Source organism: Planctomycetota bacterium (genome assembly GCA_018242585.1).
GTDB lineage: Bacteria > Planctomycetota > Planctomycetia > Pirellulales > PNKZ01 > JAFEBQ01.
The window spans coordinates 159,510-186,007 of sequence record JAFEBQ010000015.1 but is presented as its reverse complement, the minus strand read 5'-3'; the positions used below and the strand labels follow the sequence as shown (position 1 = coordinate 186,007).

Below are 26,498 nucleotides of genomic sequence, written 5' to 3'. Positions count from 1 at the left end.
CCGGTCTACGAAACCAAGACCCGCGAGATTTGCTACACGGTTTGCAAGCCGGTTTACGAGACGCGCACCAAGGAAATCTGCTACACCGTCTGCAAGCCCGTGTACGAGACCAAGACCAAGGAAATTTGCTACACGGTCTGCAAGCCGGTCTACGAGACCAAGACCCGCGAGATTTGCTATACCGTCTGCAAGCCGGTCTACGAGACGCGCACCAAGGAAATCTGTTACACCGTCTGCAAGCCCGTGTACGAGACCAAGACCAAGGAAATTTGCTACACGGTCTGCAAGCCGGTGATGGAGACCAAGACCAAGGAGATTTGCTACACGGTCTGCAAGCCGGTCTACGAGACCAAGACCAAGGAGATCTGCTACACCGTTTGCAAGCCGGTCATGGAGACCCGCACGAAGGAGATCTGCTACACGGTCTGCAAGCCGGTCTACGAGACCAAGACCAAGGAAATCTGCTACACGGTCTGCAAGCCGGTCATGGAGACCAAGACCAAGGAAATCTGCTACACCGTCTGCAAACCGGTGATGGAAACGAAGACTCGTGAGATTTGCTACACGGTTTGCAAGCCGGTTCACTATACCAAGACGATCGACGTCTGCTGCGGCCACTGGGAAACCCAAGTGACCGAATGCCCAGGCAAGGTCATCACCAAGTGCGTCCAAGAACCCGGCTGCTGGGTTTGGGATCCTTGCTGCTGCCGTTGCGTGTACAAGTGCGGCGCGGTCAAGCAATGCCAGATCCAATGCCCGCCGGTCAAGGTGTGCAAGAAGGTCTGGGTTGCCGAGACCAAGCAGAAGACGATCGACTGCGTGAAGTACGTCAAGGAAAACTGCGTCAAGACCTGCACCTATCAGGTTTGCAAAATGGTGCCGGAACAACGCGTCAAGACTTGCACCTATCAGGTCTGCCACATGGTCCCCGAGAAGCGGGTCAAGACCTGCACTTATCAGGTCTGCCATATGGTCCCCGAGAAGTGCGTCAAGACTTGCACGTACCAGGTCTGCAAGATGGTGCCGGAACAACGCGTCAAGACTTGCAGCTACACTGTCTGCCACATGGTCCCCGAGAAGCGGGTCAAGACCTGCACCTATCAGGTCTGCCACATGGTCCCCGAGAAGCGTGTGAAGACCTGCACGTACCAGGTCTGCCACATGGTCCCCGAGAAGCGCGTCAAGACCTGCACTTATCAGGTCTGCCACATGGTGCCTGAGAAGCGGGTCAAGACCTGCACGTACCAGGTCTGTCACATGGTGCCGGAACAGCGGACCAAGACCTGCACCTATCAGGTCTGCCACATGGTGCCCGAGAAGCGTGTCAAGACTTGCACCTACCAGGTTTGCAAGATGGTTCCGGAACAGCGCAGCAAGACCTGCACTTACCAGGTCTGCCGCATGGTGCCGGAACAACGCGTGAAGACCTGCACCTACACGGTCTGCCACATGGTGCCGGAACAGCGGACCAAGACCTGCACCTATCAGGTCTGCCACATGGTGCCCGAGCAGCGGACCAAGACGGTCTGCTATACGGTCTGCCACATGGTGCCCGAGCAGCGGACCAAGACCTGCACCTATCAGGTCTGCCACATGGTGCCGGAATGCCGCTCGAAGCAGGTCTGCTACACGGTCTGCCACATGGTGGCCGAGAAGCGGACCAAGCAGGTAGCCTACTGCGTGACCAAGCCGGTGCACTCCACCAAGACCGTGATGGTCAAGCGGTGCGTGCCGAAGCAGGTTCCGTACACGGTGACCCGCTGCGTGCCGAAGGTCGTCTGCAAGCAAGTTCCGGTGCAGGTTTGCTGCCCGGTGCCGGCTTGCGGCTGCGGCGAGTAAGCGTTAGTTAGGTTGAGAGGAGCCTTCTCGACTGGTTGCGAGAGGGGTCTGGTTGATAAGCGACGGCGGGCCAGTTCGCAAGAACTGGCCCGCCGTTTTTTGTTGCGCGCGGCAGACGGCGATGTTGGTACGAGTGGTTGCCCGATCGCAATTCTTTGTCAGTGGTCCGTGGTCAGTTGTTGAAGGCACCTCAGTGGATTCCGTCATTCCCGCGCAGGCGGGAATCTAGTGGTGGCGGTTACCCTCTAGATTCCCGCCTGCGCGGGAATGACGCTTGATACTCGAATGGTCATGGTGATTTACCCTCGCTTCCCTGGCAACTGTCGGTGGCCGACGGCAATGCGATTCCAGGCGTTCATCAGCGAAATGATCAGCGTCAGATCGACGATCTGCTGCTCGGAATAGTACGGCATGAGCGCCTCGTACGTCGCGTCCGGCGCCCGCGTGTGCGACACATGGGTCAACGACTCAGCCCAGTCGAGCGCCGTCCGTTCGGCATCAGTGTAAAACTTACTCTCGTGCCAGACCGCCAGGCAATCAATTCGCTGCTGCGTCTCGCCGTGAGAGCGCAATTGATTCGAGTGCAGATCGACGCAATAGACGCAACCGTTGATTTGCGACACCCGCAGCTCGACCAACGCCCGCAGCTTCGGGTCGATGCTCCCCAAGTGCGGATTCACCGCGGCCAAAGCATCGACGGCCGGCTGGTTCAATTGAAAATACCTGGCGCGGGTAGTCATGGTTTTCTTCGTCCGTTGTCAGTGGTGAAAGCCCCTCCGCATTTCCCTAGCCCCTAATCCCTCGCCCCTAGCCCCTCTTCTTTCCCGCACGGCCTCATGCCCGGCCCCTTCTTACCCATCAGCGAATCCCCCAAGTCGGCCCGGGCGCGATCGACCGCCTGCATTAGCCGAGCAACGACTTCCGTGTGCTGCGAAGCCACGTTCCGTGTCTCGCCAGGATCGGTAGCCAGGTCGTACAACGACAGCTCGATTGGCTCGACGCGGTAGCCATGCCGGCTGGCGATGCCGCGGATGCCCGACTGCTCGATCCCCAGCGGCTTCATGTTGGCGAAGTTCGACGGCTTGCCGTCGCGCCCTGGCTCAGCCGCCACCGTCAGATACTCGTGCGGCACGTGCAGCTTCCACTGGCCAACTCGAACCGCGTGCAACTCGTCCCCCGAGTAATACCAGAACTCCTCGCGTTCCCGGGCGCCAGGCGCGCCAAATAACAACGGACGCATATCTTGCCCGTCAGTCTTGCGCTCAGGCAACGGCGCATCAATCATCCGCGACAACGAAGCAAACAAGTCCATCGAGCAAACCAGCTCGTCACACACACGACTAGCCGGTACGTGCCCGGGCCAGCGGGCGATGCACGGCACGCGCACGCCCCCCTCGAACGTCGTCAGTTTCCCTTCCCGCAGCACTCCCGCCGAGCCCGCGTGATTGCCATAACTGAGGAACGGCCCGTTGTCCGAGAAGTAAATCACCAGCGTCCGGTCGTCGATCCCGTTGGCCTTCAGCGCGTCGAGCACCTGGCCGACCGACCAATCGAGCTCCTCGATCGCGTCGCCGTACAGCCCGCGACCGCTCCGGCCCTGAAACCCGGCCGAGGCGTGAACTGGCACGTGCGGCATGATGTGTGGCAGATAGAGAAAGAACGGCTGGTCCTTGCTCCGGCCGATGAAATCGACCGCCCGCGCGGTCAACCGCCGCGTGAATTGATTCTGGTCAGCGTCCAATTCGGTGACCTTATCATTCTCGTACCAGGGCAACGCGGGCACGTCGCGCACTACCGGATGCAGCGGCCCGTTGTCGTTCGAGTACGGAATGCCGGCGAACTCATCAAAGCCGCGTCGCGTGGGCAAGAACGGCGGCAGATGCCCCAGGTGCCATTTGCCATAGATCGCGGTCGCGTACCCCTGCCGCTTGAACAGCTCGCTGAGCAGCACTTCGTCGCGGGCGACGCCGACGGTGCTCTTGTGATTCAAAGCACCGGCCATGCTGACCCGATTCGGATAGCACCCGGTCAACAGCGCGGTTCGCGACGCAGTACACACCGGCTGGGCTACATAGAAGCTGGTAAACCGCGTTCCTTCGCTGGCCATCCGATCGATCCGCGGCGTCTTGAGATCCCGCGCGCCATAACAGCCCAAGTCGCTATACCCCTGATCGTCAGTGACAATAATGACCACATTCGGCCGCTCCGCCGCCAGGGCCGCCGCATTCAGCAAACCCAACACAACCGCAACCAACAAACAGCAACGACCGCATTTCATCATTTCTCTCCGCCACATCCTCTTCTCTTCTCCGTCTCCCTCGCTCCCCTCCACCTCTTCCCCCTCCGAGCAAACCTCCGTGCCACCGTGCCTCCGTGGCAAATCTTCAAAGCCCTTCGGCCAGCAACACAGCCAAGCTCGAAGCCAGCAACTCCAACTGCTCACCCTTGGTATAGAAGTGGCACGAAGGTCGAATCAGCCGCCCCCCACGCCAGCGTGTGATCGGCACTTCGATCTGATAGCGTTCCCACAGCGCCCGTTGCAACCGCCGGCCGTCACCGTCGGGCAGCGGCATCGCCACCATACTGCCATACCACGCCGAGTCATCCGGCACGAGCGGCTCGATGCCGGTCACGGGGCGCAACAACCGCCGGGCCTGCTGCGCGAGCGCGTGCGAATGTTCGCGGAACCGCTCGACGCCGGCCGCTTCCATGAACTCGATCGCCGCCGGAATCGTCAAAAAGCCCGACGGATCGCGTGTACCGAGCCAGGTGAACTCGTCGTTCAACCCCGGCTCGGCGTTCCCCGGGAACTGGCGTCCCCAGCTCAGAATCACCGGCCGTATCTGCGCGTGAACCCGCGGATGGACGTACATCATCCCGGTGCCTAGCGGGGCACAGAGCCATTTGTGGCAACTGGCCAGATAATAGTCGCAATCGAGCGCCGCGATGTTGACCGGCGCTTGCAGCAGGGCGTGCGGACCATCGACACAGACCGCAATTCCCCGCCGCCGCGCCTCGCGGCAGATCGCCTCGATCGGCAGGATCACCGCCGTCGGACTCGTGATGTGACTGACCACCAGCAATCGAGTCCGGGGGCTCGCAGCCGCGAACAACTGTGAGACAAGCCGATCGACATCGCCCAAAGGATTCGGCAGCGGCTGGATGACGAGCGTGACTCCTACCTCACGACAGCGTCGCTCCCAAATCCGCTCGACCGCGCCATATTCATGGTTAGTCAACAACACTTCGTCGCCCGCCGCGAGCGGCACGCTGGCCGCGACAAGGTTCATCCCCCAGGTCGCGTTGTCAACCAGAATCAGATCGTTGCCCGAGCAGCCGACGAACCGCCCCAAGCGTTCGCGCACGTCGGCTAACAAGCCAGCTAGCCGGCGGACATAGAAATCGACCGGGTTCCGCTCAAGCTCCCGGAACCAGTTCTGCCGCGCTTCGATCACCGGTCGCGGCGCCGGCCCGAACGAGCCGTGATTCAGATACGTCACGCCCGGGGCGAGCGACCACTGCTGGGCCAAATCCGTGATGTCGCGCATTGGCACCCCGCCCTGGTTCTCAGCCCGGCAGCCGCGGCTGCTGTTGCGTGATGCAATGATACGCCCCTAGCCCATAGACCAAGTCCCGCGCCGGCATCGGCACAGCACGGCGATCGGGGAACAATCGCGCCAAAGTTTCAAGCGCCGCCGCATCGGCCGGGTCGTCGAACTGCGGCACCAGGACCGCCCCGTTGCAGAGATAGAAGTTGCAATAGCTGGCCGGCAGACGCTTGCCGTTGACGACCACCGGCCCAGGCATGGCCAGCGGCAAGACATCGAGCGCCCGCCCGTCTTGATCGACGGCTCGCTGCAAACGCTGCCAATTGTCTTGCAACGGCGCATAGTTCACATCGCTCGGGTCGTCTTCGTAAGCGGCCACGACGGTTCGCGAGCCCACAAACCGGGCCAACTCGTCGATGTGGCCGTCGGTGTCGTCGCCGACGATCCCTCGCCCCAGCCAGATGATCTGCCGCACGCTGCAGTAATCGACCAGATACTTTTCCAGGTCGCCGCGCGTCAGTTGCGGATTCCGATTCGGATTCAACAGACATTCTTCCGTCGTCAGCAGCGTGCCGATCCCGTTGACGTCGACAGCGCCCCCTTCCAGCACGATCCCCGGCCGCACCGTGTCGTAGCCCAGCAACCTGGCGATCTCACCTGGGACGCGGTCGTCCTTGTCCCAGGCCTCGTACTTCCCCCCCCAGGCGTTGAAGCCCCAATCGACCAGCAGCGGCCGGCTTTTCGCGGGACCGACGAGGAACATCGGCCCGTGATCGCGCATCCAGGCGTCGTTCGTTTCGATGGTGTGCAGCGTCACGTTCGGCGTGTCGCCAACGAGCGCTCGCGCCTCGGCCATCACCCCTTCGCCGCCGGCGCAAATCTGCACCGGCTCGAACTGGGCAAGCGTCCGGGCCAAATGGGCCCACACCGCCGGGATGGGCTCGAAGCGATCGGGCCAGGTCTTCTTGCGCCGCGGCCACGATAGCCACGTCGCGGCGTGCGGCTCCCACTCGGCCGGCATCCGATATCTCTGTTGTGCCGGTCGAAGTCCGTCAGCCGCCATGATTCGGTCACCGTTTGCGATCGGTTCGCGTCAGTGACCCGCCGGCCACCGCTCAAGTCACGAGAGGTTCAAAAGGTTACTTGCCCGCCGGCTTGCCAATGCAGAACAAGTGCTTCTCGCCGCGCAGGAAAAGCTGTCCGTCGGCAATCGCCGCCGAGGCATAGCACGCTTCGCCGAGTTCATTCTTGGCGACGACTTCAAACTCGGCCCCCGGTCGCACCACCGTCGTCTCGCCATCGTCCGAGGTGAAATACGCCAGCCCGCCGGCCGTGAACAGCGAGGCGCTAAACCGCCGGCCGATCCGCTCTTTCCACATCCGCTCGCCCGTCTCGGCCAAAAAGCAACTGGCGATACCATTGTCGGCAATCATCATCACGTAATTCCCGACGACGACCGGCGAGGGGACATACGAACAGTTCTCCTTCGTGCGCCAAGCAATGTGCGTGTCGGTGATGTTGCCGGTCCCGTCCTTGCGAATGGCCAACAGGTGCTTGTCGGGAAAGCCGCACGTCATGAACAGCAGCTTGCCGTTGTCGACGATCGACGCCACGAACTGTTCCGTCGGCCCGTCGATCATCCAGATTTGCTCCCCGCTGCGTGGATCGTAGCTGGCCACGCATTTGCTACCCGAGAGAATCAATTGAGGACGTCCGTCGACCGTGCGCACGAGCGGTGTGCAATAGCTGCGGGTCTTGTGCTCGCGCATCACTTTCCAGACCGTCTTGCCCGACGTCTTGTCGAGGGCCGTGATGTACGAATCGCCGTCGTGATCGCCGTTGATGATGACCAGGTTCTCGAACAACACCGGATTGCTGCAGAACCCATGCGTGCTCGAAAAGACCCCCGGCCGCGCGATCCACTGCTGCTTGCCGGCCAGATCATAGGCCGCGACGGTGATGTTGCCGCGATTCACCTGCGGGTCGTCGCTGAGGTTTTCCAGGAAGGCCGCGAACACCCACTTGCCGTCCGAGGCCGGAGTGCTCGATGCGTGACTGTTCAGATGGTGCATCTTCTCGAGCGGCGTCGAGATGACCTTCTGCTGCCAGACTAGCTTTCCATCGCGCCGGTCGTAACAGAGCAGCACCCGATCGACCGCCGTCTGGGGCGGTTTTTCGGCCGTGGCGTCCTGGTCGGCTGCTTTGGCTTCCGGCTGGGGCTTGGGGGGGCCAGGAGGGCGACGTTCCGAGGAGGGCTGACCGGAGCTAGGGCCGGGCGTTTCCAGGCAACTGACCGTGAAGATTCGGTCGCCGACGACGATCGGCGAGGCATGACCAATGCCGGGCACGTCAGTCCGCCAGATGACGTTCTCGGTGCCAGACCAGGTGGTCGGCACGCCCGACTCGCGGCTGGTTCCGTCGCCGCGGGGACCGCGCCAAGCCGGCCAATCTTCGGCCAGCGCCGGCGTTACAACCGTTAAGGTCGTCACCCAGACCAGCGTTCCCAGCGCCGCACGACGATTCATCGGTCCATGCTCCTGTCACCGATCTTTAAGCCCGCCAAGCCCTTCCAGCATGGGCGATTGGGCGCGGGAACTCAAGTCCCGTGGCTGCCCAAGGGCTGATGGCAAGCGGTCGTGGTAGCGGGCCCACGGTGGTTGTGATGCCGCTTGGCAACATGCTTGATGACGTGGCGTGGCTTTCGGGCAACGCGCCATCTAAGCGGCATGTCGCTAATTCTCTTGAACCGCCCCGCGGCACAATTCGCCAACCTCGCTCCGTGATTGGACTTGGGAGGGCCTCGCGAGCATCGCGGCGAATGCTTGCCGCGTGTTTGGCATGCCGGCTGCTTTAAGAGCTTGGCATCGACAGGGCGTCACCAAACCAATACAGCACGGCTCCAGCAATCGAGGCACCGATGATTCACTTTCTGAAGAACGCGACCACCCGTTTGGCCCGCGAGCAAGAGGGCGCCATCGTCTCGGCCGAATTGATGTTGATCGCCACCATTCTGGTGATCGGCGTGATCGTCGGCTTGAAGAGCGTCCGCGACTCGGTCGTCAGCGAATTGGCCGACGTGGCCCAAGGCTTTGCCAACATCGACCAAAGCTTTTCGTTCTCGGGCGTTTGCGGCCACGCGAGCCACACGGCCGGCAGCCAGTTCCAGGACCAGGTCGACTTCTGCGACACTTCGACCATGAACTCGAACAATTTCCAGAGCAGCAAGTGCGTCAACGTCGCCGCCTGGGCTAGTTCGGAAAGCGGCATGAGCGGCTGGAACAACGGCTACTAAGCCCAAGGTTCACGGCCCAGCTTGTCCTCTCGATTGAATCAACTGACAGGGTTTTGACCCTGTAACCAAGCTTCTCCCTGCGACGGCGAGGCTCAACGGTCCTTGGACCCGCGAGCCTCGTCGTTTTTTATTGCGCGCAGTTGCCGGCAAACCCGCAGCCTGACTTGAATCGGTTCGCTGGATATAGGCTCGCACGGTTCCGGTAAACTTTGCCGAGGTTGAGCCTCCTGTCGTCGATGCGACTTGAATCGACGATCAGGAGACAAATCGGCCCTCAAAGGGATGCTTTCGCCGCACCGCCAGCGTCCGGCTAGACGATGGTTGGAAAAGGAGAATTGCCAGCTACCTCGGCCGGCCCGGTATCAGGCCGCGCGCTCGGGCAATTCCAACCTGCCACGAAACCTGTTGCGAGCCCCCGGCGATGAAAATCACTCTGTTCATTGGATTGATCGTTGGCTTGTGGGCCGCCGTCGCCGGTTCCGCGTCGGCCCAGAACCAATACGCCGCCATGTCGGGCAGCTACTATCCGCAACAGACCGCCCCCACGGCCGCCCAACGTGCCGAAGCGTTTCGCACCGCCCAGGCTCGCGCTCGCGGCACGACGCAACAGCCCGTGCAGCGCGTGGCCACGACCCAGCGCCCCGCCGCCAACCCGAACTTTGTGCCCGGACGCAGCGCGCAACGCGGCCAGCAACCGGTCGCCCGCGGCGCAGCCCAGCGCGCTCCACAGCGCGTCGCTTGGAATCAACAGGCGTTGCCGGTGCCTGCACCTGCCGCAGCCGCTCCGGTCGCCCCATCAATGGCGCCGTTGAGCGCCGGCGCGATGCCCGGCTGGTCAGGCGTGGCGGTGAATGGCGGCGCGATGTCGGGCACGCTCCCCGGCACTCCGGCCGACGCCGGCGCGATGGCCGGCCCTATGGGTGCGCCCGTGGGTACACCGATGGTAGCGCCCGACGGTGGCCCGGTTGATGACGGTGCGTATGCCGGCGGTGGCCCTGGCGGCTGTGGCGGCAACTCGACCTCGTGGCCGTTGTGCTGGGAAAAGCGACTCTGGGGCAGCCACTATCACTGGGTCTGGAACAGCACCGGCGACATGCCACAGCACATGCCCTACTTCCCGCATGCCCACGGCTACTACTATTTCCGCCCGTACAACGTGGTCCACGGCCTGCAACAGCAAGAGATGGCAACTCGCTGGGGTGGCGATGCCCGCGACCCGTACGACATCCGGCTGTTCGAGAAAATCTATCAGGAACACGAGTCGCAGCCGATGGACGCCGTGCCAGGCGAATCGACCGCCATGCGTCAATGGCGGACGCGGTAGGAAAAAGGGGCTAGGGACGAGAGACTAGGGGCTAGTAGAAGCCGCTGCGCGCCTGCGCGATCGACTGTCTACTTTCCACAATCTCCTCTCCATTGCCCCCCGCCCCCCTGCGCCTTTCCTCTCCGTGCATCCCTCCGTGCCACAGTGTCTCCGTGGCGTACGTGCCTCCGTGGCAAATGAAAATTTGCCTACCGCGCATACGCCGTTACACTAACGGGCGTTACTGGGCAGCTCCTGCGGCGTTCTGTCGCATCTTTCTCGGAGGAATATTGAGATGACTCATCGCCTCGCTCTTGTCTGCTGCGCTCTTGCCGTACTTTTTTCTGCTTCACGTGACGCCTGGGCCGACGTCGTTCCCCCCAAGGGGTTCAAGCCGACCGTCCCGTTCGTCGTCACCGTCGACGAGAACATCCAGCAGCCCAAGCTCATCATCCCGCAACGCTTCGTCCAGCATCGCGTCGGTCTGAATGGCGACGACTCGTCGGGTTTCCGCACCGCGGCAGCCGGTGTCGCCCTGTCGGTCGGCATCGCGGCGGCGCTGTTCGTGGGCCGCCGCCGATCAAAGTCAGCGGCCTTGGCGGTACTTTGCGCGGCGGCGCTGTTCGCCGGAGCGACGGCCTGGGCCGATGTACCATTGCCGGGTCGCAATCGTGGTCCCAACCAGCAACTGGCCAGCGACCCGCGCTTTGACAATGTCCCGACCGAAGTGGTCGTCAGCCTTGTGGCCCACGGCGACGTCATTCGGCTGCAAGTCCCGGCGTCGTACTTTGACGCCCCAGGTAACTTTGGCGCGCCGGCCCCAGCGCCGAACGCGCAATAACGCCCAAACGGCGGGGACGATATTGTGTCGACCGTAGCCGACATTTCGCTGCGCACTGCACGCCCGTGGCATTGGCCGCTGGCCGTGGCGGTGTTGTTGACGATGGGCTCGGCCTGCTTGCTGGCTGGCTGGCTGCCGATCGGCTTCTCGATCGTCACGGTGTTCTTGTTCGCCGGGCCGCACAATTGGCTCGAAGCTCGCTACTTCTTGTCGCGGATGCCGGGCCGGTGGGGCGCGCTGCGGACATTCTTCCTGACGGGCATTGCCGGCGTCGTCGCGCTGACGGCGGGCTTCGCCTTGCTCCCCTGGCTGGCCGAGCGCGGCAGTTGGGGAGACGAAGGCTGGCGCGTGGCGGCGGCCGCTTGGAACAGCCTGCTCGTCGTGTGGATCGTCGCGCTCGTACAGATTCGTTCGCGGCAGAACCCGACGTTCGATGCCACTTGGAGCATCCCGATCGGCTCGATCATGATCGCGGCCGCGTGGCTGTGGCCGATGGAATGGGGGCTGTTGCTGGTTTACCTGCACCCAATAGTGGCGCTGTGGTTCCTCGATCGCGAGTTGGGACGCCAGCGCCCGGCCTGGCAAGGGACTTATCGGGCGTGCCTGGCTTGCTTGCCGTTGTTCTTAGCCGCTTTGTGGTGGCGATTGGCCAGCGCGCCGTCGCTGCCGGGGGTCGATGCGTTGACGTTGCGCATCACCAGTCACGCGGGGGCGGACGTACTCGGCGGCGTATCGAGTCATTTGCTGGTGGCGACGCACACGTTCCTGGAATCGCTCCATTACGCGATCTGGATCGTGGCTATCCCGTTGGTCAGTTTTCGCGCCGCGCCATGGCAGTTGAAGAACGTGCCGCTGGCTCGCCGGTCGATGACCTGGCGCCGTGCGCTCGCCGGCGTGGTGGCGGCTGGGGCGCTGGTGATGTTGTTGCTCTGGGCGTGCTTCCTGGCGAACTATCCGCTGACCCGCGACGTGTACTTCACGGTCGCCATGCTCCACGTCTTGGCCGAGATTCCGTTCCTTTTGAGACTAAGTTAGCCACGGAGGCACTGAGACACAGAGGATTGCACGGAGGGGAAAAGCGGATGAAAAAAGCATTTCCTTGAATTCCTTCTCCGTGAAGACCTCTGTGTCTCCGTGCCTCCGTGGCTAGTCTTCAAGCGAGCAGAGCCTCGATCGGCTTGCCGCGGCCGTCTTTGGTGACGTGGACCGGGCGGCCTTCGGTCAGATAGTACGTGTCGGCCGGAATGCCCAGCGCCCGGTAGATGGTGGCGTGCATGTCGGTGAGCGCGACCGGATTCTCGACTGCCACCATCGGGTGCCGATCGGCCGTCCGGCCATGGACCAGCCCACGCTGGAAACCGCCACCGAATAAGAGCATGGCGTTCGCGCTGCTGAAGTGGCCGTGATGGCCGTACATCTTTTCGTCTTCGATCACCAGATCGTCGCCCGACTGCTGCTCGGCGAAGCCGATCGGCTCGACGCCGGCCTTGGCCTGATTGGCAACCGTGCGGCCAAACTCGGTGGCAATCACCACCAGCGTCCGATTCAACATGCCGCGATCGGTCAGATCGCGAATCAACTGCGCAATCGGGCCGTCGACTTGCTTCTTCATTTCGACGATCCGTCGCGCGCCATTCTCATGCGTGTCAAAGCCACGGAATGCCGCGTATTGGTATTCGACCTGCACGAACCGCGCACCGGCTTCGACCAGCCGCCGCGCCAACAGCAGCCCATGCCCGAAGCGCCGGCCGTGAAAGTAGGCTTTGTCGAGCAACTCTTTCTGCTCGATGCGCGGCTCGTACGCGGCGATCGTTTCGGGCGTTTCTTCTTTGGCGTAATCGAACGCCCGCTTGACCGGCGAGTCCATCATGCCCCGGGCCAGTTCCATCGTTCGCAGGTAATCTTCGACCTTGGGGGCGGCGCGCAGCGTGTCGCCGGACATCCGGGACTGAGCCTTCAAGTATTCGAGCCGGCGGTCGAGCCGTTCCATCGTCACACCCGATGCGGCCCGCAACGTGGCCAGCCCTTGCGTCGGATCGGGAATCATGAACGGCGCGTGCTTCACGCCGTAAAAGCCGGGGCCGATCGCCTCGGTGATGAATTGTTTTTCCGAGTCGCTGGTGTCGATGTCACGACCGATGTAGATGTACGGCGGCACCTGCGCGTGACGCGGGCCCAGGATGCGCGCCGCGGCCGCGCCGATGCTGGGCACCTTGACGCCGGCCGGGAACAAGTGCCCGGTCAGCATGTAATACTGGGCCTTCAGGTGGACCGCGCCGAACTTCACATCGCTGGCCAGGCTGCGCACCAGCGTGCCGTGCTGCATGACCGAAGCCAACTGTTCGAGCCCCGCGCCGAACCGCAAGCCGTCGACCGAGGTGGGGATCGACGGGCAGGTGCCGAGCACCTGGCTGCCGCGCATCCCTTTCTCGAATGGCGTGTGGGCTTTCCAGTCCCAGCAATCTTGCTGCGGCACGCCCCCGGGGAGCCAGATGAAGATCACGCTCTCGGCCGACGACGGCAGGCGCGCTTGCAGCCCTTCGGCCGCCGGTGCCACGCCCGGCCAGCCGACCGCGCCGCACAGAGCCGCGGCCCCGGCCTGCAAAACCTCGCGTCTAGTAAACGAGCGTGACATGATTGGTAACGTGAATGCTTCTTGTCTTCATCTAATCGCTAGTTGCTAATGGCTAATCGCTACTTCATCTGATGTATTGAAACTCAGGCGAGCAGAACAACACCCAATACAGGTCTTTGACACCCTCGGCGTAGTTCGGATTGGCCGACAGGAACGTCAGCCCGGCGCGACGTTCGTCGGCATTGGGCGGCCGCGAAAGCGCCGTGCGATACATCTTGTCGACCAGCCGGGGTAAATCGGCCTTGCGCACCGCCCGGTGCAGGACGACCGCTTCGTCGAGCAGGGCTTGCAACTCGGGGCCGTTCATCAGTTCCAGCAACTGAACGACGGCCACGTCGTCCGGTCGAGCGGTGATGATCTCGTTCCGCGAGGCGGGCTTCCCCAGCGCGCGGGGCAAGCCGGTCGAGCGGGCATCCTGGAAGTTGCGTTCGGCCGGAGGTAACTGCTCGGCCGTGGCCATGCGGACACTGTCGATGAACTGCTCGGCCGTCAGACGCCGCAGCCCTGGCGAGCGGAACATTCGTACCACGTCACGCCGGCCCAGGTCGAGCGTATCGGCCAGTTGTGGCTCGTACCGCAATTGATACGTCCGACTCCGCAAGATCAGCCGGACGGTGTGGTTAATCTGGTAGTCATGCGTGATAAAGTCGTGGGTCAGCCAGTCGAGCAACTCGGGATGGCTGACCACGGTATCGCCGCGGTAATCATCGACCGGTTCGAACAGACCGGCCCCCAGGAACCGTCGCCAAAGCCGATTAACGATTGTCCGCGCAAAGCGCGCATTCAGCGGATCGACGATCTGCTGGGCCGTCTGGTGAAGCCGCGCGGCGGGATTCACGGGCAGTTTCACCACGGCGTCGGCCGATTCAAATGGCCACCGCGCCGGCACGGTCTTACCCGAGCGGACGTCGCAGCGAATCTTCTCGAGATCGTACGGCGCGAACAGCCCGGCGAAGCCTAAGAACCGCTCCTGCGTCCACTCGGCATTGTCGAAGTGATCGTGGCAACTGGCGCACTTCATGCTGGTGCCGAGGAACAACTGGCCGACATTGGCCGCGGTTTGCAGCGTGGCGGTGTGATCTTCGTTGCGGACGTATTCGACGTTGTACCGCTCGCCAAACACGTCGGGGCGCTCGACCTGCTTGCGGCGCGGCATGGTCGGGTCGAGCAGTTCGGCCACCATTACATCGAACGATCGGCCTTGCTCGAAGCTGTCGAGAATCCACTTGCGGTAGTCGCCGTGCGTGAGAATGCCCCCTTGCGAGGCGACGTTTTGGCTCCCCAGCGCGTCTTCCCAAAACGGGGCCCAATGGGCGGCGTACTCGCCGCGCCGGGCGAGGAGCGCGTCGATCAGCTTGTTACGCTTTTCCGGCGACGAATCGGCGAGGAACCGGTTCACTTCGACCAGCGATGGAATCACGCCAATCAGGTCCAGGTAGACACGGCGGCAAAACGTGGCGTCGTCGCAGAGCGCCGGCTCCGGTGCGCCACTCGGCGCCGGCGACTTGGCCCAGTCGGCAACGAGGAATTGATCGATCGGGTTGTTCGTCGGCGCGCTCACCGTCGGTGACGCGGGCGGGGGAGGCAGCAACTTGATTCGCTCGCGACGCCGGGCGATCAGTTCGGCTTCGCTGTCCACTGACGTTGAAGCAGTAGCAGCGGCCGAGGCAGTTGACGTTTGGCCCGATGATGCCGATTGTGCGGTCGGCTCGGCGGCGCGCAGCTCAGCGACGAACCAGAGTGCCGCCGCTCCGCAGAGCGCCAGGCCGGTTCGCTTAACGCGGGGCCGGGTTGTCGTACGTCGGACCATTGATATCCGAATCGGCGATGATGTCGTGGATGACGGTCAATTTCGGCGGCGAGCCGCCGCCGTCAGCCCGCGCCGTCTGCGGCGCGTAGCGGACGTATTCTTTGCGGAACGGATCGAAGAACCGATCACCCTTTTGGAAGATCGGGCGGTACTCGACCATTTCACCGAACCAGGCGGGGCCGACCACCTGGGCCGGAATCCAGTGCCCGGTCCCCTTGGCGTCGAGCATGTAAAACTCGGGGAAGTTGTGCCCTTCGACCCACACGGTGCGAGCCACGGCGCCGTTCAGCCGGCAGACGCTGATGAATAGTGCGCTCATTTCTTCACAGTCGCCGCACTTCTGTTCGACGGCGAACAACGCGCCGCGGAAGTCGCCGTTCTGGAACTTGACATTGTCGCGGACCCATTGCCAGTAGTGCTTGACTTCGTCCCAGGGCTCGTCGCTTTTCCCTTCGTGCCCCAGCTTCTTGGCCAAATCGATGATCTTGGTGTGCTGCATTTCCAGTCCGGGCGCCGGCTTGGTCAACTGCTCGCGCAGCTCGCTGGGCGGAGCCTTGGCGTATTTCAACTCGGTGGCCGGCAACTTGAAGTTCAAGCGATAACGCGTGATCTCGTACAAGCGTTCCCAGACGACGGTGCCCCCCTTGGGAATCACCTCGACCTGCAGCTTGACCATGCCGCACTGGTTCTTGATCAGAGTTTCGGTCGCGCGGACACTGGGGCTGATCTTTTCGCTTAACAATCGCAAGCGCTGCTCGGGCCAATCGATCGGCACCGGACACATGGCTACGACCTGCTTGGCCGCGCCATCCGGCGCTTCGATCTTGAGCCCGATGCGTACGCGATAGACCCGGGGGTCCAACAGTTCGAGTTCGGGATCAAGGACGAGCGGCCCTTGCTTGCTCAGACGCTGAATCTGTCCCGGCGCTGGCTCGACCGGCTGTTCGACCTTGGCCGCGGGCTTGTCGGGGTCGGCGTCGCTGTCGGTGGCCGCGTCGAACGGGCGATTGGTGCCGCTGGCCGAGCGATTCGAGGACTCGGCTTGCGGATTGGCGGCCGGCGCTTGGGCCGAGGCCGAGTTGGCCAGCCAACCGAGCGTCAGGCCGACCACGAGCAGTGAAAGTCGCGTCATCGTTGCCGCACCGAAAGTTGCAAAGGATGAGGGGCCTGGCATGATCCGCCCCGGCTCACATTTACCCATGCAAAACTGGGCAAAGCGGGCGTGCTGTCATGCTGGCAATATACTCAGTATGTTGCGACTGGGCAGGCTTGTCAAAGTTTTCCAAGCATTGTCCGCTGGCCACCACGACGGCAGCAAACTCTTATCGCCCATTCATTTATAGCACGGCGGATGGGGACGAAGTCCGGTCGTAATGATTGTGCCGGCTTACGCGACACTCGACCCCGGTGACCTCGAAACGACTTTCGGCTGGCTGCCGCGAAAGGTGCCGCCCAATGAGGAAATACGCAGCTCAATTGCCGGCCGATCACTACCAAGCGGCCGCCACGAAGTAGGCGTAGCCATTTCGATAGCCTACGGCCTGAAAGTACTCTTCCTTGGGCGTGTATTTGAAATACGCGCCTTCCTTGAGATCAAGGGGGGGATCCCACCAGGGCTCGGTGCAACGACCGAAAAAGTGGACAGGTATATTCTCGTGTTTAGAGGTCTCGTACCTCTCTTTCAAACCCAATCGATTGACATAAATCGAAAAATCCGCCTCTGTCATCTTCGCACGTAAGCACCGAACAAAATCTCCCTGAAATCCATCGTCCCAATAGTATTCGTGGATATCAGTAGCGCTCGACGGGAGCGCATTACGAGCGGTCGAGCCCCCACAACCGGCGGCTGAAAGAAACAGGACGAGAGCAAAGCTCCACTTCATCGCTTTCATTTTCGCCCCAGCATTCGGTCCAGCGTGTCGGACGTCTGGTAGATCAGCGCTTCGGGCCAGTGCTGGTACGGGTGGAAGTACTCGAACGTCAGATAGCCGTTGTAGCCGACCGCTTCAAAGGCCTCGAGCACCGCGGGCCAGTTGGTCGTGCCGTCGAGCAAGGGGCGGAAGGCGTCGAGATTGAACTCGTTGACCTTCTTGCTGTACTCCTTCAAGTGTACGTTCTGGATCCGTTTGCCGAGAATCTGGATCCAATGCTCCGGGAACTGGTAGAGCATGATGTTCCCGGTGTCAAAGTGGACACGAACCCGGTCCGACTGAAAACTGTCGACGAACTCGCACATCTCGCCGGGGCTGAACAAGAAGCCGTTCGAGAAGATGTTTTCCAGGTTCAAGTAAACGCCGGCCTTCTCGGCCACCGGGATCAACTTGTTGATCGCCTCGCGCGAGCGCCGAGCGCAGACATCGTTCGGGACTGGTTCGATATCGCGGAGCCAGGGTATATAGACCGAGCCGGCGATCGTCAGCAGATTCGGCGTTTCGAGCGCATTGGCCGCCTGGATCATCAGTTGGGCAAGTTCCAGCCCCCGGGCGCGGCGCTCGGAATCATTGGCCGTCAGCGAATACGGCCAGTACAAGAACGAGCAGAGCCCGCTGATTTCAAGCCCGATCTGCCGGGCCATCTTTCCCACCGCGGCGATGTCGCTGGGCGAAGCATCCGGTGACAGATCGCCATCGAGCGCGTAGTTCAATTCGACCGCGTCAAAGCCGGCGTCCTTGGCCAGTTGCATGGCCTGGCGCAAGGTCTGGTGCTGGGGGTAGGGAAACGCCCACAGGTTGATCGACTTTTTCATCGGGTACTTTTTGCCGGTCGGCGCTGGCGACGCGGCGGGCTTCGGGGGCTCGTCCCCCAGCGCGTCGGTCGCGATCCCTTGCGCGGCCAGAAAGGCCGGCCCGAACCAGGCGGCGTAGGCCAGCAGCTCGCGACGATCGAGCGGCGGATTCTCGGGCTTGGGCTGCGACATGTCGATTCTCCGATGGGCAAAACGCGATCAACGGCGTTCAACCTAATCGACCGTTTGGCAAGCGGCAAATGTTCAACTGCCGGTCAATGCCTGAATCGCCTGGACAATCGTCCCGTCATAGGGATTCAACTGCGCGGCGATCCGATACTCGGCTAGCGCCTCTTGCTGGCGGCCTTGTTGCAATAGCACGCCAGCCAGCCGCTTGTGCGCCTCGGCCTCTTTAGGAAAGATTTGCAGGCACTTGCGCAAATACCCTTCGGCCTGTTGCAAGGCTTCGGTTGACGCCTTTCCGTCCTTGGTGCCGGCGTTGATGGTGGACGTGGCCAGATTGAAATACGGCTTGGGGCTCGTGGGGTCCAGTTCCATCGCCTTGCGAAACAGCGGCTCGGCTTCGCTAAATCGGCCCTGCATCGCATAGGTGATGCCCAGACAGTTATAGCCGGGGCCGAACCAGGGTGCCGTCTGGATGGCGTGTTTGCATTCTCGCTCGGCCTCGTCAAATTTCCCCAGCGCCGCCAGCGGCAAGGAGAGATTCGTGTGATACTCGGGCCGGTCACGTGTATTGTGTTCGACGGCATATTTGCCGTGACTAACGGCTTCGTCGAATTTGCCTTGCTCGTTGTACAAGGCTGAAAGATTGACGTGCGCGTCGACTGCTTCGCGATCACGAGCCGCCAACAAATACTCGCGCTCGGCCCCTTTCAAGTCGCCAATGCTGAATAGCGAGCGTCCCAGGTTGGTGTGCGCCGTGTGATTGTCCGGCGCTTTGTTCACGGTATCGGTCCAGATCGAGACTTCGGTCTGATAATCCTCGACGCGCCGCTGGGTCGCCATCACCAGAGCCGCGCTCAGCGCGATTCCGAGGCCGGCCACGACAAAGCCCGCCGGCTGGGCCAGCGCCGGCGTTATCGAGGCCGCACGGAGACTGAGAACTCGCACCGCCATCACGACGAACACCACGATCACTGCCAGCGGCAGGTACATCACGCGCTCGGCCACCAGTTCGGTAACGATCGGCATGAAACTGGAAGTCGGCGCGAGGATCAAAAAGAAGCAAGCTCCCAGCCAACCCCACCACCGCCGCAGCGCCACGCCAATACCGGTCGCCACCAGCGCTGCAATGATCAGCAGCCCCGGGGTTACCACTCGCGACAATTCGCGAACCGGCTCCAAGCTATAGACCAGCCGCAACGGCGTCGGCCAAAACGAAAGCTGGACGTAAGTGCCAATGGCCCAGGCCTGCGTCTTCAAATAGTCCCAGCCGGTGTAGCCCTTCTGGGCGGCGGCCGCGAAACCGACCGTCGGGTTCGACGGAGCGGCCAATATGAAAGCCAGCAACGCCAGCCACGAAGCGGCCAACCCCGCGTAAAGACTCCAGCGTCGCCGCCAGGCCACGTTCCACGATGGCGACAGAAAAGCGGCATCGTAAAGCACCACCAAGATCGGTGTGCAAACCGCGATTTCTTTGCTCAGCACACCGCACAGGCAGGTCACGCATGCCGCCACGCTGTTCAGCGTTCTGCGCCGCGGCATCAGCCAGGCTCGGCAGCTCAAATCGAGCGTCAACAGCATGAACAAGCCCGACAGCAACGTCGTACGCTGCGTCAAATAGACCACCGGCTCAGTCAACAGCGGGTGAACACCCCACAGCAATGCCACCAGCGTAGCCCAGCGCCCCGCCGATACGCGCGATCGCGGACTGGGTATTTCACCCGCTTTCATCCGCATGGCCAACAGCGTCAGCCGCGTCAGATCCCACAGCGCCGCCACGGCCAGCAGATGGATGATGATGTTCAGCACGTGGTAGCCGTGCATGTTCGGGCCGCCCGACATCCAATTGAATGCAAATGTAATCGCCGTGATTGGTCGATTTGTCAGCGTCGAATGTGGCAAGCCGACCGAGGCGGCCAAGCCCGCGGCTATTGGGTTGCTGTACTGGTGCAATTGCTGGTTCGACGTGATCGTGTATTCGTCGTCGAAGATCAGCGGCGCTTCGTAGCTCCCGCCATAGGCAATCAACACCGCAGCCAGCGGAATCGCCAGCCAACATACTTGCCAACCGGCCGCGAACGAAGGCCGGGCCGGTGGCGGCGCGGGAGTGGCCTGCTTGGGCCGTGGATCAATCGGCGCGGTCGTGGGTCGTTTTCGCCTGGCTGCCATATTAGAGCGATGCGTTGATCCAAGCCGGCGGCTATGCCGCCGTCGATCGGCGACCGAGTCGCCGGCATGGCAGCGGAAGATGTGGACCCTCGATGTTACTCGACGGTCACGCTCTTCGCCAGATTTCGCGGCCTGTCAACGTCACAGCCGCGCAGCAAGGCCACGTGATAGGCGAGCAACTGCAGCGGCACGCTCGTGATGATCGGCTGCAGGAAATCCTCGACCGTCGGCACTACGATCACGTCATCCGCCAGATCGGCAGCCCGCGTCCCGGCCTGGCAGGTGACGGCAATCACTGGGCCGCCGCGGGCTTTGATCTCTTCCATGTTCGACATCACCTTGTCGAATACCGCCCCGTGCGGGGTCAGGAACACGCTCGGCGTCTGTTCGTCGACCAATGCGATCGGCCCGTGCTTCATCTCGGCCGCCGGGTAACCCTCGGCGTGGAGATAGCTGATTTCCTTGAGCTTCAACGCCCCTTCGAGCGCCGTCGGGAACAGGAACTGGCGTCCCAGGTAGAGGAAGTTCCGGCACTCGCAATATTTCTCGGCAATGCGGCGGACCTGGTCGTTGCAATCGAGCGCCTCGGCCACTCGCACGGGCAAGGCTTGCAGTTGTTCGATAATGCGCATGCCGGCCGCATGGCTCAGGTGGCGCATGCGACCGAAGTACAGAGCCAACATCGCCAGCACCGCGCACTGCGACGTGAACGCCTTGGTCGACGCCACGCCAATCTCGGGACCGGCGTGCAGGTAAATGCCTCCGTCGGCTTCCTTGGCGATGGTGCTGCCCACCACATTCGAGATCGCCAGCGTGGGGTGACCCTTGCGCTTCATTTCGCGCAGCGCGGCCAGCGTGTCGGCCGTCTCGCCACTTTGCGTGATGGCGAAAAACAGGGTGTGGTCGTCGAGCGGCGGATTGCGATACCGCAGTTCGCTGGCGTATTCGACTTCGACCGGAATCCGGGCCAGCTCTTCGATCAGGTACTCGCCCACCAAAGCCGCGTGCCAGCTCGTGCCACAGGCGGTCAGCACCAGCCGATTGATGCCGCGCAGTTGCTGCGGCGACAGATTCAGCCCGCCAAAGTGGGCCGTCGCGTCGTCCACGTTCAAGCGGCCACGCATGGCGTTCCGCAACGTCTCGGGCTGCTCGTAGATCTCCTTGAGCATGTAATGGTCGTAGCCTTCGAGTCCGACCTCGACGGCTTGCATCTGCAGGGTCTGAACCTCGGGGCTAACGATCCCCTGCTCGCGATTGAGCACCTGCAAGTTGTCCGGGGTGATGACGGCCAGTTCGTGATCGGCCAAGAACACGATCTGATCGGTGTAGCCGGCCAACGCGGCCGGGTCGCTGGCGATAAAATGTTCGTGCTCGCCGACGCCGACGACCAGCGGGCTGCCCAAGCGGGCCGCAATCAGCAACTCGGGCTGATCGCGAAACACCACGGCCAGGCCATAGGTGCCGTGCAGCCGCGTCAGCGCCTCGGTCACGGCGCGCACGTAAGGGGCGGTGTCGTCCGCATGCGGATCGACCGGACGTTCGACGTCGGTCAATTCCTTTTCCAGGCAGTGGGCAATCAGGTGCGCGACGACTTCGGTATCGGTGGCCGAGCGGAACTGGTAGCCAGCCGCCTCGAGCGATTCCTTGATCGGGCGATAGTTCTCGATCACACCGTTATGGCAGACGGCCACCAGGTCGTTACCGCCGACGTGCGGATGGGCGTTCTCGTCGGTGGCCGGGCCGTGCGTGGCCCAGCGGGTGTGACCGATGCCCAACGACCCCGCCACCGGCAACGCATTCAGGCGCGCAGCCAGTCGGTCGATTCGGCCCGCCGCTTTGGCCAGATCGAACAAACCGTCATGTCGAACCGTCACAACGCCCGAACTGTCGTAACCCCGATATTCCAGGCGACGCAGCCCTTGCAGCAGGAAGTCCTGGCAGGACTTCAGACCGACGTATCCGACGATGCCACACATACTTTTGAACCTTGAAGGGAGGACCGCCTGGCGTTTGACTCAAACCTAGCTCGATCGGGGGCGCGGGAGTGTAGCAGCCACCTGAAAATCGACCTAGAGCGGGCAATTGGGGGGCTGTATCGCTCGTCTCCGCGAGGCGCACGGCCTGGCAGCTCCGGTTGTAAGAATTGTAGGAGCCACGCCGCCGCATCGTTCGTGCGGCACAAGGCTTATCCCCCGGCTTGACTAGTGGTTTCATCCCAACTCCGAAGTCATTGCTTGCTCGCCACTTAGTTAAAGAAATTGACATGGTACCCGCCATTGGTAGGATCAAGCACATCGTCATCCCGGGGGCGGCCTTGGGGACGGCGATGGCTGCAATCACTGCTACCAATCGGGGTTAAGGGCAATGCTTATCCAGGGAGTTCGTCGCGCGCTGTTTTCCCTATTGTGCGTAGGTCTTTTCTCGGGAGCGTTACAAGCCGAGTACCGCCTGTGGAAAGCAGCCAACGGCGGCTTTTCGGCCGAGGCAGAGTTCGTCGGACTGAAGGACGCGAACACCGTCACGCTCAAGATGAAAGCGGGCGGGTTCCTCAAGGACATCCCGCTCGGCGTCTTGTCGACGTCCGATCAGCAGTTCATTCGCACTGCGACGGGGGGCGGCGCGTCGGTGGCCGATGCGGCCCCCGTTGCCAAAGCGCCCACTAAAGGCGCCGCCGCGGCGCTCGAGAAAGAAGCCCTGACCACCGACACGGCCAAGGAAGCGGCGGGACTCTACCGCATCTTCCTCGCCGAACCAGGCATTTCGTCCGACGATCGGATTGCGGCCACGGCGCGGCAACCGTACTGGGAAGACCTGGCCGCCAAGAATTTTGTGCGGCTCGGCACCAAGTGGGTTCCCTTTGAGGACGCACAAAAGCTGCGCAAGCAGGCGGCCAAGCTGATCCAACAAAGCGCCGAGTTGCTGCGTCTGAATCAGGATCAGATGGCGCACGCCAAACTGAAGGAGGCCAGCGCCATCGACCCGGGCGGAATCTCGGCCGACTTCATCATCGGCGTGGTCTACGCCTTGGCCCTGCGCAACTACAGCAAGTCGAGCGAGCATTTCGAGATTGCGCTGCGCCGCGACCCGGGTAACGTGGCCCTGCTGAACAATCTGGCCCTCACCGAGATTCGCACCGGCGAGCCGCGCGGCGCGATCATGCACTGGCGCAAAGCGTTGTCGATTTCCACCGATCAGGCGGTGGTCCACAACATCGGCCGGCTGATCGACCAGGCCGGACGTGGTTCGGTGCGCAACGTGCCCAAGTCTTCGATTGCCGAATTGACCGCGGTGTACAGCGATCTGTTGGCCTCGGGCAAAGTCAAGGGGGCTGACAAGGCTCGCGGCTGGCAGTACATGCTGGTGCCGATCAAGTCGCCGGAAGAACTCGAAGCTCAAGAAGAGACGGCCAACAGCGCCCCGCCCGAGCCGGGGCCGGATGACCAGAAGCTGCCCGGCGTGATCGCCGGCAGCGGCACCGGTTTTGTCGTGGCCAAGAACTACATCCTGACCAATCGGCACGTGGCGGCCGAGGGGATTGCCTTCCAGATTCAAGACCCCGTCGATCGGAACAAGTTCCACGTCGCCACGCGCAAGGCCGTTTCGACCGAGGCCGACCTGGCGATTCTGCATTGCCCCACGCTCGAAGCGCCGCCTTTGTCGATCGAGCCCAAGCTGCCCGGTCGCGGCACCGATGTGATGTTGTTCGGCTTTCCGGTCTCGGACATGCTGGGCTCGTCGCTCAAGGCAACGCGCGGCGCGCTGGTTTCGCCGCCGGATCCCAAGATCAACGGCATGATGCTGTACGATGCCACCAGCAATCCCGGCAACAGCGGCGGCCCGCTTTGCAACGCGCAAGGAGCGGTGATCGGCATCCACTGTGCCGGCATGCGGTTCAGCAGCAACTATGCCGCCGGGCTGCCCATCGATACGGCGATGGCGTTTATGAAGGCCAACATTCCCGACTTCGAAGCCCAGGCGCCCGGGACCGCGGTCTTGCCCTGGCCCGAGGTCGATCAGAAGGTCAGCCCCTCGACCGTGCTGATTCTGATCCGCATGCGGACCTACAATTTGGGCCTGGCCCAGCGCGTCGGCAAAGACTTCCTCGAAGACCGCTGGTGCAACACTTGCAATGGCTTTGGCAAGGTCAAATGCCCGGTCAACAACTGCGGCCAGGGAACGGTGCCATCGATCCAAGTGCGCAACCTGGGCGACCGGGTCGAGTCGGTGCCCATTCGCGTTCCCTGCAACAATTGCGGCGGCGACGGTGCGGTCACCTGCCGTGCCTGCGGCGGCGGCAAGCTCGATTCAACCATCGGGCGCTAAGGCGTATCGTAAAGGTCTCGTCGCAGGGGTGGCACGTCCCAAGCGTAGCGCAGGGCGTGGGGAATCACGCTTGGGCAAGATCGTTAAGCGATTATCAATTCGTTGTGACGTTCCGAATCAAGCCGTCATTCCCGCGCAGGCAGGAATCGAGGCGAGACGATTTTCTCTCTAGATTCCCGCCTGCGCGGGAATGACGGAAATGCTGGGTAGCCCGGACAACTTGTTGTCCGGGTCGCGTCCGCGACAAGAGGGCTCGATTGCGGCCTAAGCGGCTCTATTCGACCGCCGCCGGTTTTCGCTACACTCGGCGCGGGGAAATCTCACCCGAGCACGAAGTGAGCACGCATGTCCGTTAGCACGATTATCATCCCGGCGCGCCTGGCCAGCACGCGGCTGCCGCGCAAGCTCATGCTGCGCGAGACCGGCAAGACGCTGATCCAGCACACCTACGAAGCGGCTCAGCAGGCGCGCAAGCCGCGCGCCATCTGCGTGGCCACCGATCACGAGGAGATCGCGCGCGAGGTCCGCTCGTTCGGCGGGTTGGCCGAGATGACCGACCCAAACGCCGCCAGCGGGACCGATCGGGTGGCGGAGTTGGCGCGGCGGATGACCGACGTCGACATTTTCTGCAACGTCCAGGGAGACGAGCCAGAGTTGGACGGCGCGACGATCGATCTGGCGATTGGCCTGCTGGAAGAACATCCCGACGTGCCGATGGCCACGCTGGCCACGCCGATTCGCGACCGGGCCAAGCTGAACGATCCGGCCTGCGTGAAGGTCGTGTGCGACTCGCGGGGCCGGGCGTTGTACTTCAGCCGCGCGCCGATCCCCTGGGCCCGCGAATGGGACGATCGATTGCTAGCGGCCGAGCCGCCCCACTTTTTTCAACACCTGGGGCTGTACGCCTATCGCCGCGAGTTTCTCTTGGAACTGGCTAGGCTGCCGCCAGCGCCGGTCGAGCAGATCGAAAAGCTCGAACAGTTACGCGTGCTGCACGCTGGTTTCGACATCCTGGTCGGCCGCGTCGACGAACCCACGATCGGGATCGACACGCCCGAAGACTACCGGGCATTTGTCGAGCGTTACAAACGCAAGTAGATTTGGAGAATCCAGTTGCAAAGGAGCATGCCAATGATTGATCCAACCATTCAAGAGCAAATCCTTGCCAGCCTCTCCCAATTGACGTCGCCTCAACAGCAACGCGTAGCCGATTATGCCAAGTCTCTTGGTAAAACGAGTGCCGGATCGTTAAGAAGAACGCCTGGCAGCGAGTTGCTCGATTTTTTTGACGTGATAAGCGATGAAGATGCGGCAGAGATGACAAAGGCGATTGAGGAAGGCTGCGAACGCATCGACAACGAGTGGTGAAGCACTTCCACAGGCAGGATTGGCTCGATCAAAAGGACACTGACGGCCATGAACACCGTAAGCATCGACGAAGCGATCAGCCTATTGCGAAGCGAACCTGAATTTCGCGAGGTAGGAGTCACCGCTTCTCGTGGCACGCGGCAGTATTACGAACTGGCCAAGGACTGTCGCTTCAAGCGGTGCGACTGCACGTACCACGATGACTACGGCTGGCATGAGTTCGTCTCGACTACCGAGACAGTGGGCGAACGCTATGTGGTCGCGCTTAATCTGAAACTCGGAAAGATTACTGTGGGTCCAAAGGGTTATCACTCGGAATATGTTTCGAATCCGGCGCATAAACGGCCACTATGCGTTTAGCGTGATGTTCGCCCTCTCATTTGTCACCTCGACGCTAGCACGCTAAACTAGCGTTTTCCGGGTGTGCGGTGGCCGGGAAGCTGATCCTGCACTCCCCAGCAC

21 protein-coding genes are annotated in these 26,498 nt (G+C 62.2%); 9 read left to right on the top strand and 12 right to left on the bottom strand.

What is annotated here, in order from left to right; translation table 11 throughout:
* Positions 1 to 1,839: hypothetical protein (locus JSS27_08660; protein MBS0209009.1), on the top strand; the 1,839-nt coding region annotated here is incomplete at its 5' end.
* Between the two features lie 299 nt (positions 1,840 to 2,138).
* On the opposite strand, the gene JSS27_08655 is transcribed toward JSS27_08660, so the two are convergent.
* The 5 genes from JSS27_08655 to JSS27_08635 all read right to left on the bottom strand — a co-directional run bounded on the left by JSS27_08655 (position 2,139) and on the right by JSS27_08635 (position 7,912).
* Positions 2,139 to 2,579: a carboxymuconolactone decarboxylase family protein gene (locus JSS27_08655; protein ID MBS0209008.1), complete on the bottom strand. Its 441-nt coding sequence runs from the start codon at positions 2,577 to 2,579 to the stop codon at positions 2,139 to 2,141.
* 53 nt (positions 2,580 to 2,632) lie between these two features.
* The gene (locus JSS27_08650) at positions 2,633 to 4,117 is read right to left on the bottom strand and encodes a sulfatase-like hydrolase/transferase (GenBank protein MBS0209007.1); all 1,485 of its coding nucleotides are present in this window, start codon (positions 4,115 to 4,117) and stop codon (positions 2,633 to 2,635) included.
* Positions 4,118 to 4,223: 106 nt separating this feature from the next.
* Positions 4,224 to 5,387, bottom strand: a complete 1,164-nt coding sequence (locus tag JSS27_08645) for an aminotransferase class V-fold PLP-dependent enzyme (protein ID MBS0209006.1) — start codon at positions 5,385 to 5,387, stop codon at positions 4,224 to 4,226.
* A 19-nt stretch (positions 5,388 to 5,406) separates the two neighbouring features.
* Positions 5,407 to 6,450: an agmatine deiminase family protein gene (locus JSS27_08640; GenBank protein MBS0209005.1), complete on the bottom strand. Its 1,044-nt coding sequence runs from the start codon at positions 6,448 to 6,450 to the stop codon at positions 5,407 to 5,409.
* Between the two features lie 76 nt (positions 6,451 to 6,526).
* Complete coding sequence (locus JSS27_08635) at positions 6,527 to 7,912, bottom strand: PQQ-like beta-propeller repeat protein (protein ID MBS0209004.1); 1,386 nt, start codon at positions 7,910 to 7,912, stop codon at positions 6,527 to 6,529.
* Positions 7,913 to 8,304: 392 nt separating this feature from the next.
* Between JSS27_08635 and JSS27_08630 the strand changes: the two genes are divergently transcribed.
* The 4 genes from JSS27_08630 to JSS27_08615 all read left to right on the top strand — a co-directional run bounded on the left by JSS27_08630 (position 8,305) and on the right by JSS27_08615 (position 11,858).
* Complete coding sequence (locus tag JSS27_08630; protein MBS0209003.1) at positions 8,305 to 8,679, top strand: hypothetical protein; 375 nt, start codon at positions 8,305 to 8,307, stop codon at positions 8,677 to 8,679.
* Positions 8,680 to 9,100: 421 nt separating this feature from the next.
* Positions 9,101 to 10,003, top strand: a complete 903-nt coding sequence (locus tag JSS27_08625) for a hypothetical protein (GenBank protein ID MBS0209002.1) — start codon at positions 9,101 to 9,103, stop codon at positions 10,001 to 10,003.
* A 274-nt stretch (positions 10,004 to 10,277) separates the two neighbouring features.
* Positions 10,278 to 10,823: a hypothetical protein gene (locus JSS27_08620; protein MBS0209001.1), complete on the top strand. Its 546-nt coding sequence runs from the start codon at positions 10,278 to 10,280 to the stop codon at positions 10,821 to 10,823.
* 24 nt (positions 10,824 to 10,847) lie between these two features.
* Positions 10,848 to 11,858, top strand: coding sequence for a hypothetical protein (locus tag JSS27_08615; protein MBS0209000.1), 1,011 nt, complete (start codon positions 10,848 to 10,850; stop codon positions 11,856 to 11,858).
* Between the two features lie 118 nt (positions 11,859 to 11,976).
* Here the strand turns inward: JSS27_08615 and JSS27_08610 are convergent, their stop codons facing one another.
* The 7 genes from JSS27_08610 to glmS all read right to left on the bottom strand — a co-directional run bounded on the left by JSS27_08610 (position 11,977) and on the right by glmS (position 22,321).
* Complete coding sequence (locus JSS27_08610; GenBank protein ID MBS0208999.1) at positions 11,977 to 13,458, bottom strand: DUF1501 domain-containing protein; 1,482 nt, start codon at positions 13,456 to 13,458, stop codon at positions 11,977 to 11,979.
* Positions 13,459 to 13,522: 64 nt separating this feature from the next.
* Positions 13,523 to 15,097 (bottom strand): DUF1549 domain-containing protein, encoded by a 1,575-nt coding sequence (locus JSS27_08605; protein MBS0208998.1) that lies wholly within the window; start codon positions 15,095 to 15,097, stop codon positions 13,523 to 13,525.
* Between the two features lie 136 nt (positions 15,098 to 15,233).
* Positions 15,234 to 16,400 (bottom strand): hypothetical protein, encoded by a 1,167-nt coding sequence (locus tag JSS27_08600; GenBank protein ID MBS0208997.1) that lies wholly within the window; start codon positions 16,398 to 16,400, stop codon positions 15,234 to 15,236.
* Between the two features lie 358 nt (positions 16,401 to 16,758).
* Positions 16,759 to 17,160, bottom strand: coding sequence for a hypothetical protein (locus JSS27_08595; protein MBS0208996.1), 402 nt, complete (start codon positions 17,158 to 17,160; stop codon positions 16,759 to 16,761).
* A complete protein-coding gene (locus JSS27_08590; protein MBS0208995.1) occupies positions 17,157 to 18,185 on the bottom strand; it encodes a sugar phosphate isomerase/epimerase in 1,029 nt (342 codons plus the stop codon). Before JSS27_08590 ends, JSS27_08595 begins: the two co-directional genes overlap by 4 nt.
* Positions 18,186 to 18,257: 72 nt before the next feature.
* Positions 18,258 to 20,345, bottom strand: a complete 2,088-nt coding sequence (locus JSS27_08585) for a tetratricopeptide repeat protein (GenBank protein ID MBS0208994.1) — start codon at positions 20,343 to 20,345, stop codon at positions 18,258 to 18,260.
* 95 nt (positions 20,346 to 20,440) lie between these two features.
* Positions 20,441 to 22,321: a glutamine--fructose-6-phosphate transaminase (isomerizing) gene (gene glmS, locus JSS27_08580; protein MBS0208993.1), complete on the bottom strand. Its 1,881-nt coding sequence runs from the start codon at positions 22,319 to 22,321 to the stop codon at positions 20,441 to 20,443.
* 388 nt (positions 22,322 to 22,709) lie between these two features.
* On the opposite strand from glmS, the gene JSS27_08575 reads away from it, so the two are divergent.
* The 4 genes from JSS27_08575 to JSS27_08560 all read left to right on the top strand — a co-directional run bounded on the left by JSS27_08575 (position 22,710) and on the right by JSS27_08560 (position 26,396).
* Positions 22,710 to 24,668 (top strand): trypsin-like peptidase domain-containing protein, encoded by a 1,959-nt coding sequence (locus JSS27_08575; GenBank protein ID MBS0208992.1) that lies wholly within the window; start codon positions 22,710 to 22,712, stop codon positions 24,666 to 24,668.
* A gap of 345 nt (positions 24,669 to 25,013) precedes the next feature.
* Positions 25,014 to 25,766: a 3-deoxy-manno-octulosonate cytidylyltransferase gene (kdsB, locus tag JSS27_08570; protein ID MBS0208991.1), complete on the top strand. Its 753-nt coding sequence runs from the start codon at positions 25,014 to 25,016 to the stop codon at positions 25,764 to 25,766.
* A 33-nt stretch (positions 25,767 to 25,799) separates the two neighbouring features.
* A complete protein-coding gene (locus tag JSS27_08565; GenBank protein MBS0208990.1) occupies positions 25,800 to 26,036 on the top strand; it encodes a hypothetical protein in 237 nt (78 codons plus the stop codon).
* Positions 26,037 to 26,084: 48 nt separating this feature from the next.
* Positions 26,085 to 26,396, top strand: a complete 312-nt coding sequence (locus JSS27_08560; GenBank protein MBS0208989.1) for a hypothetical protein — start codon at positions 26,085 to 26,087, stop codon at positions 26,394 to 26,396.
* Positions 26,397 to 26,498 lie beyond the last annotated feature (102 nt).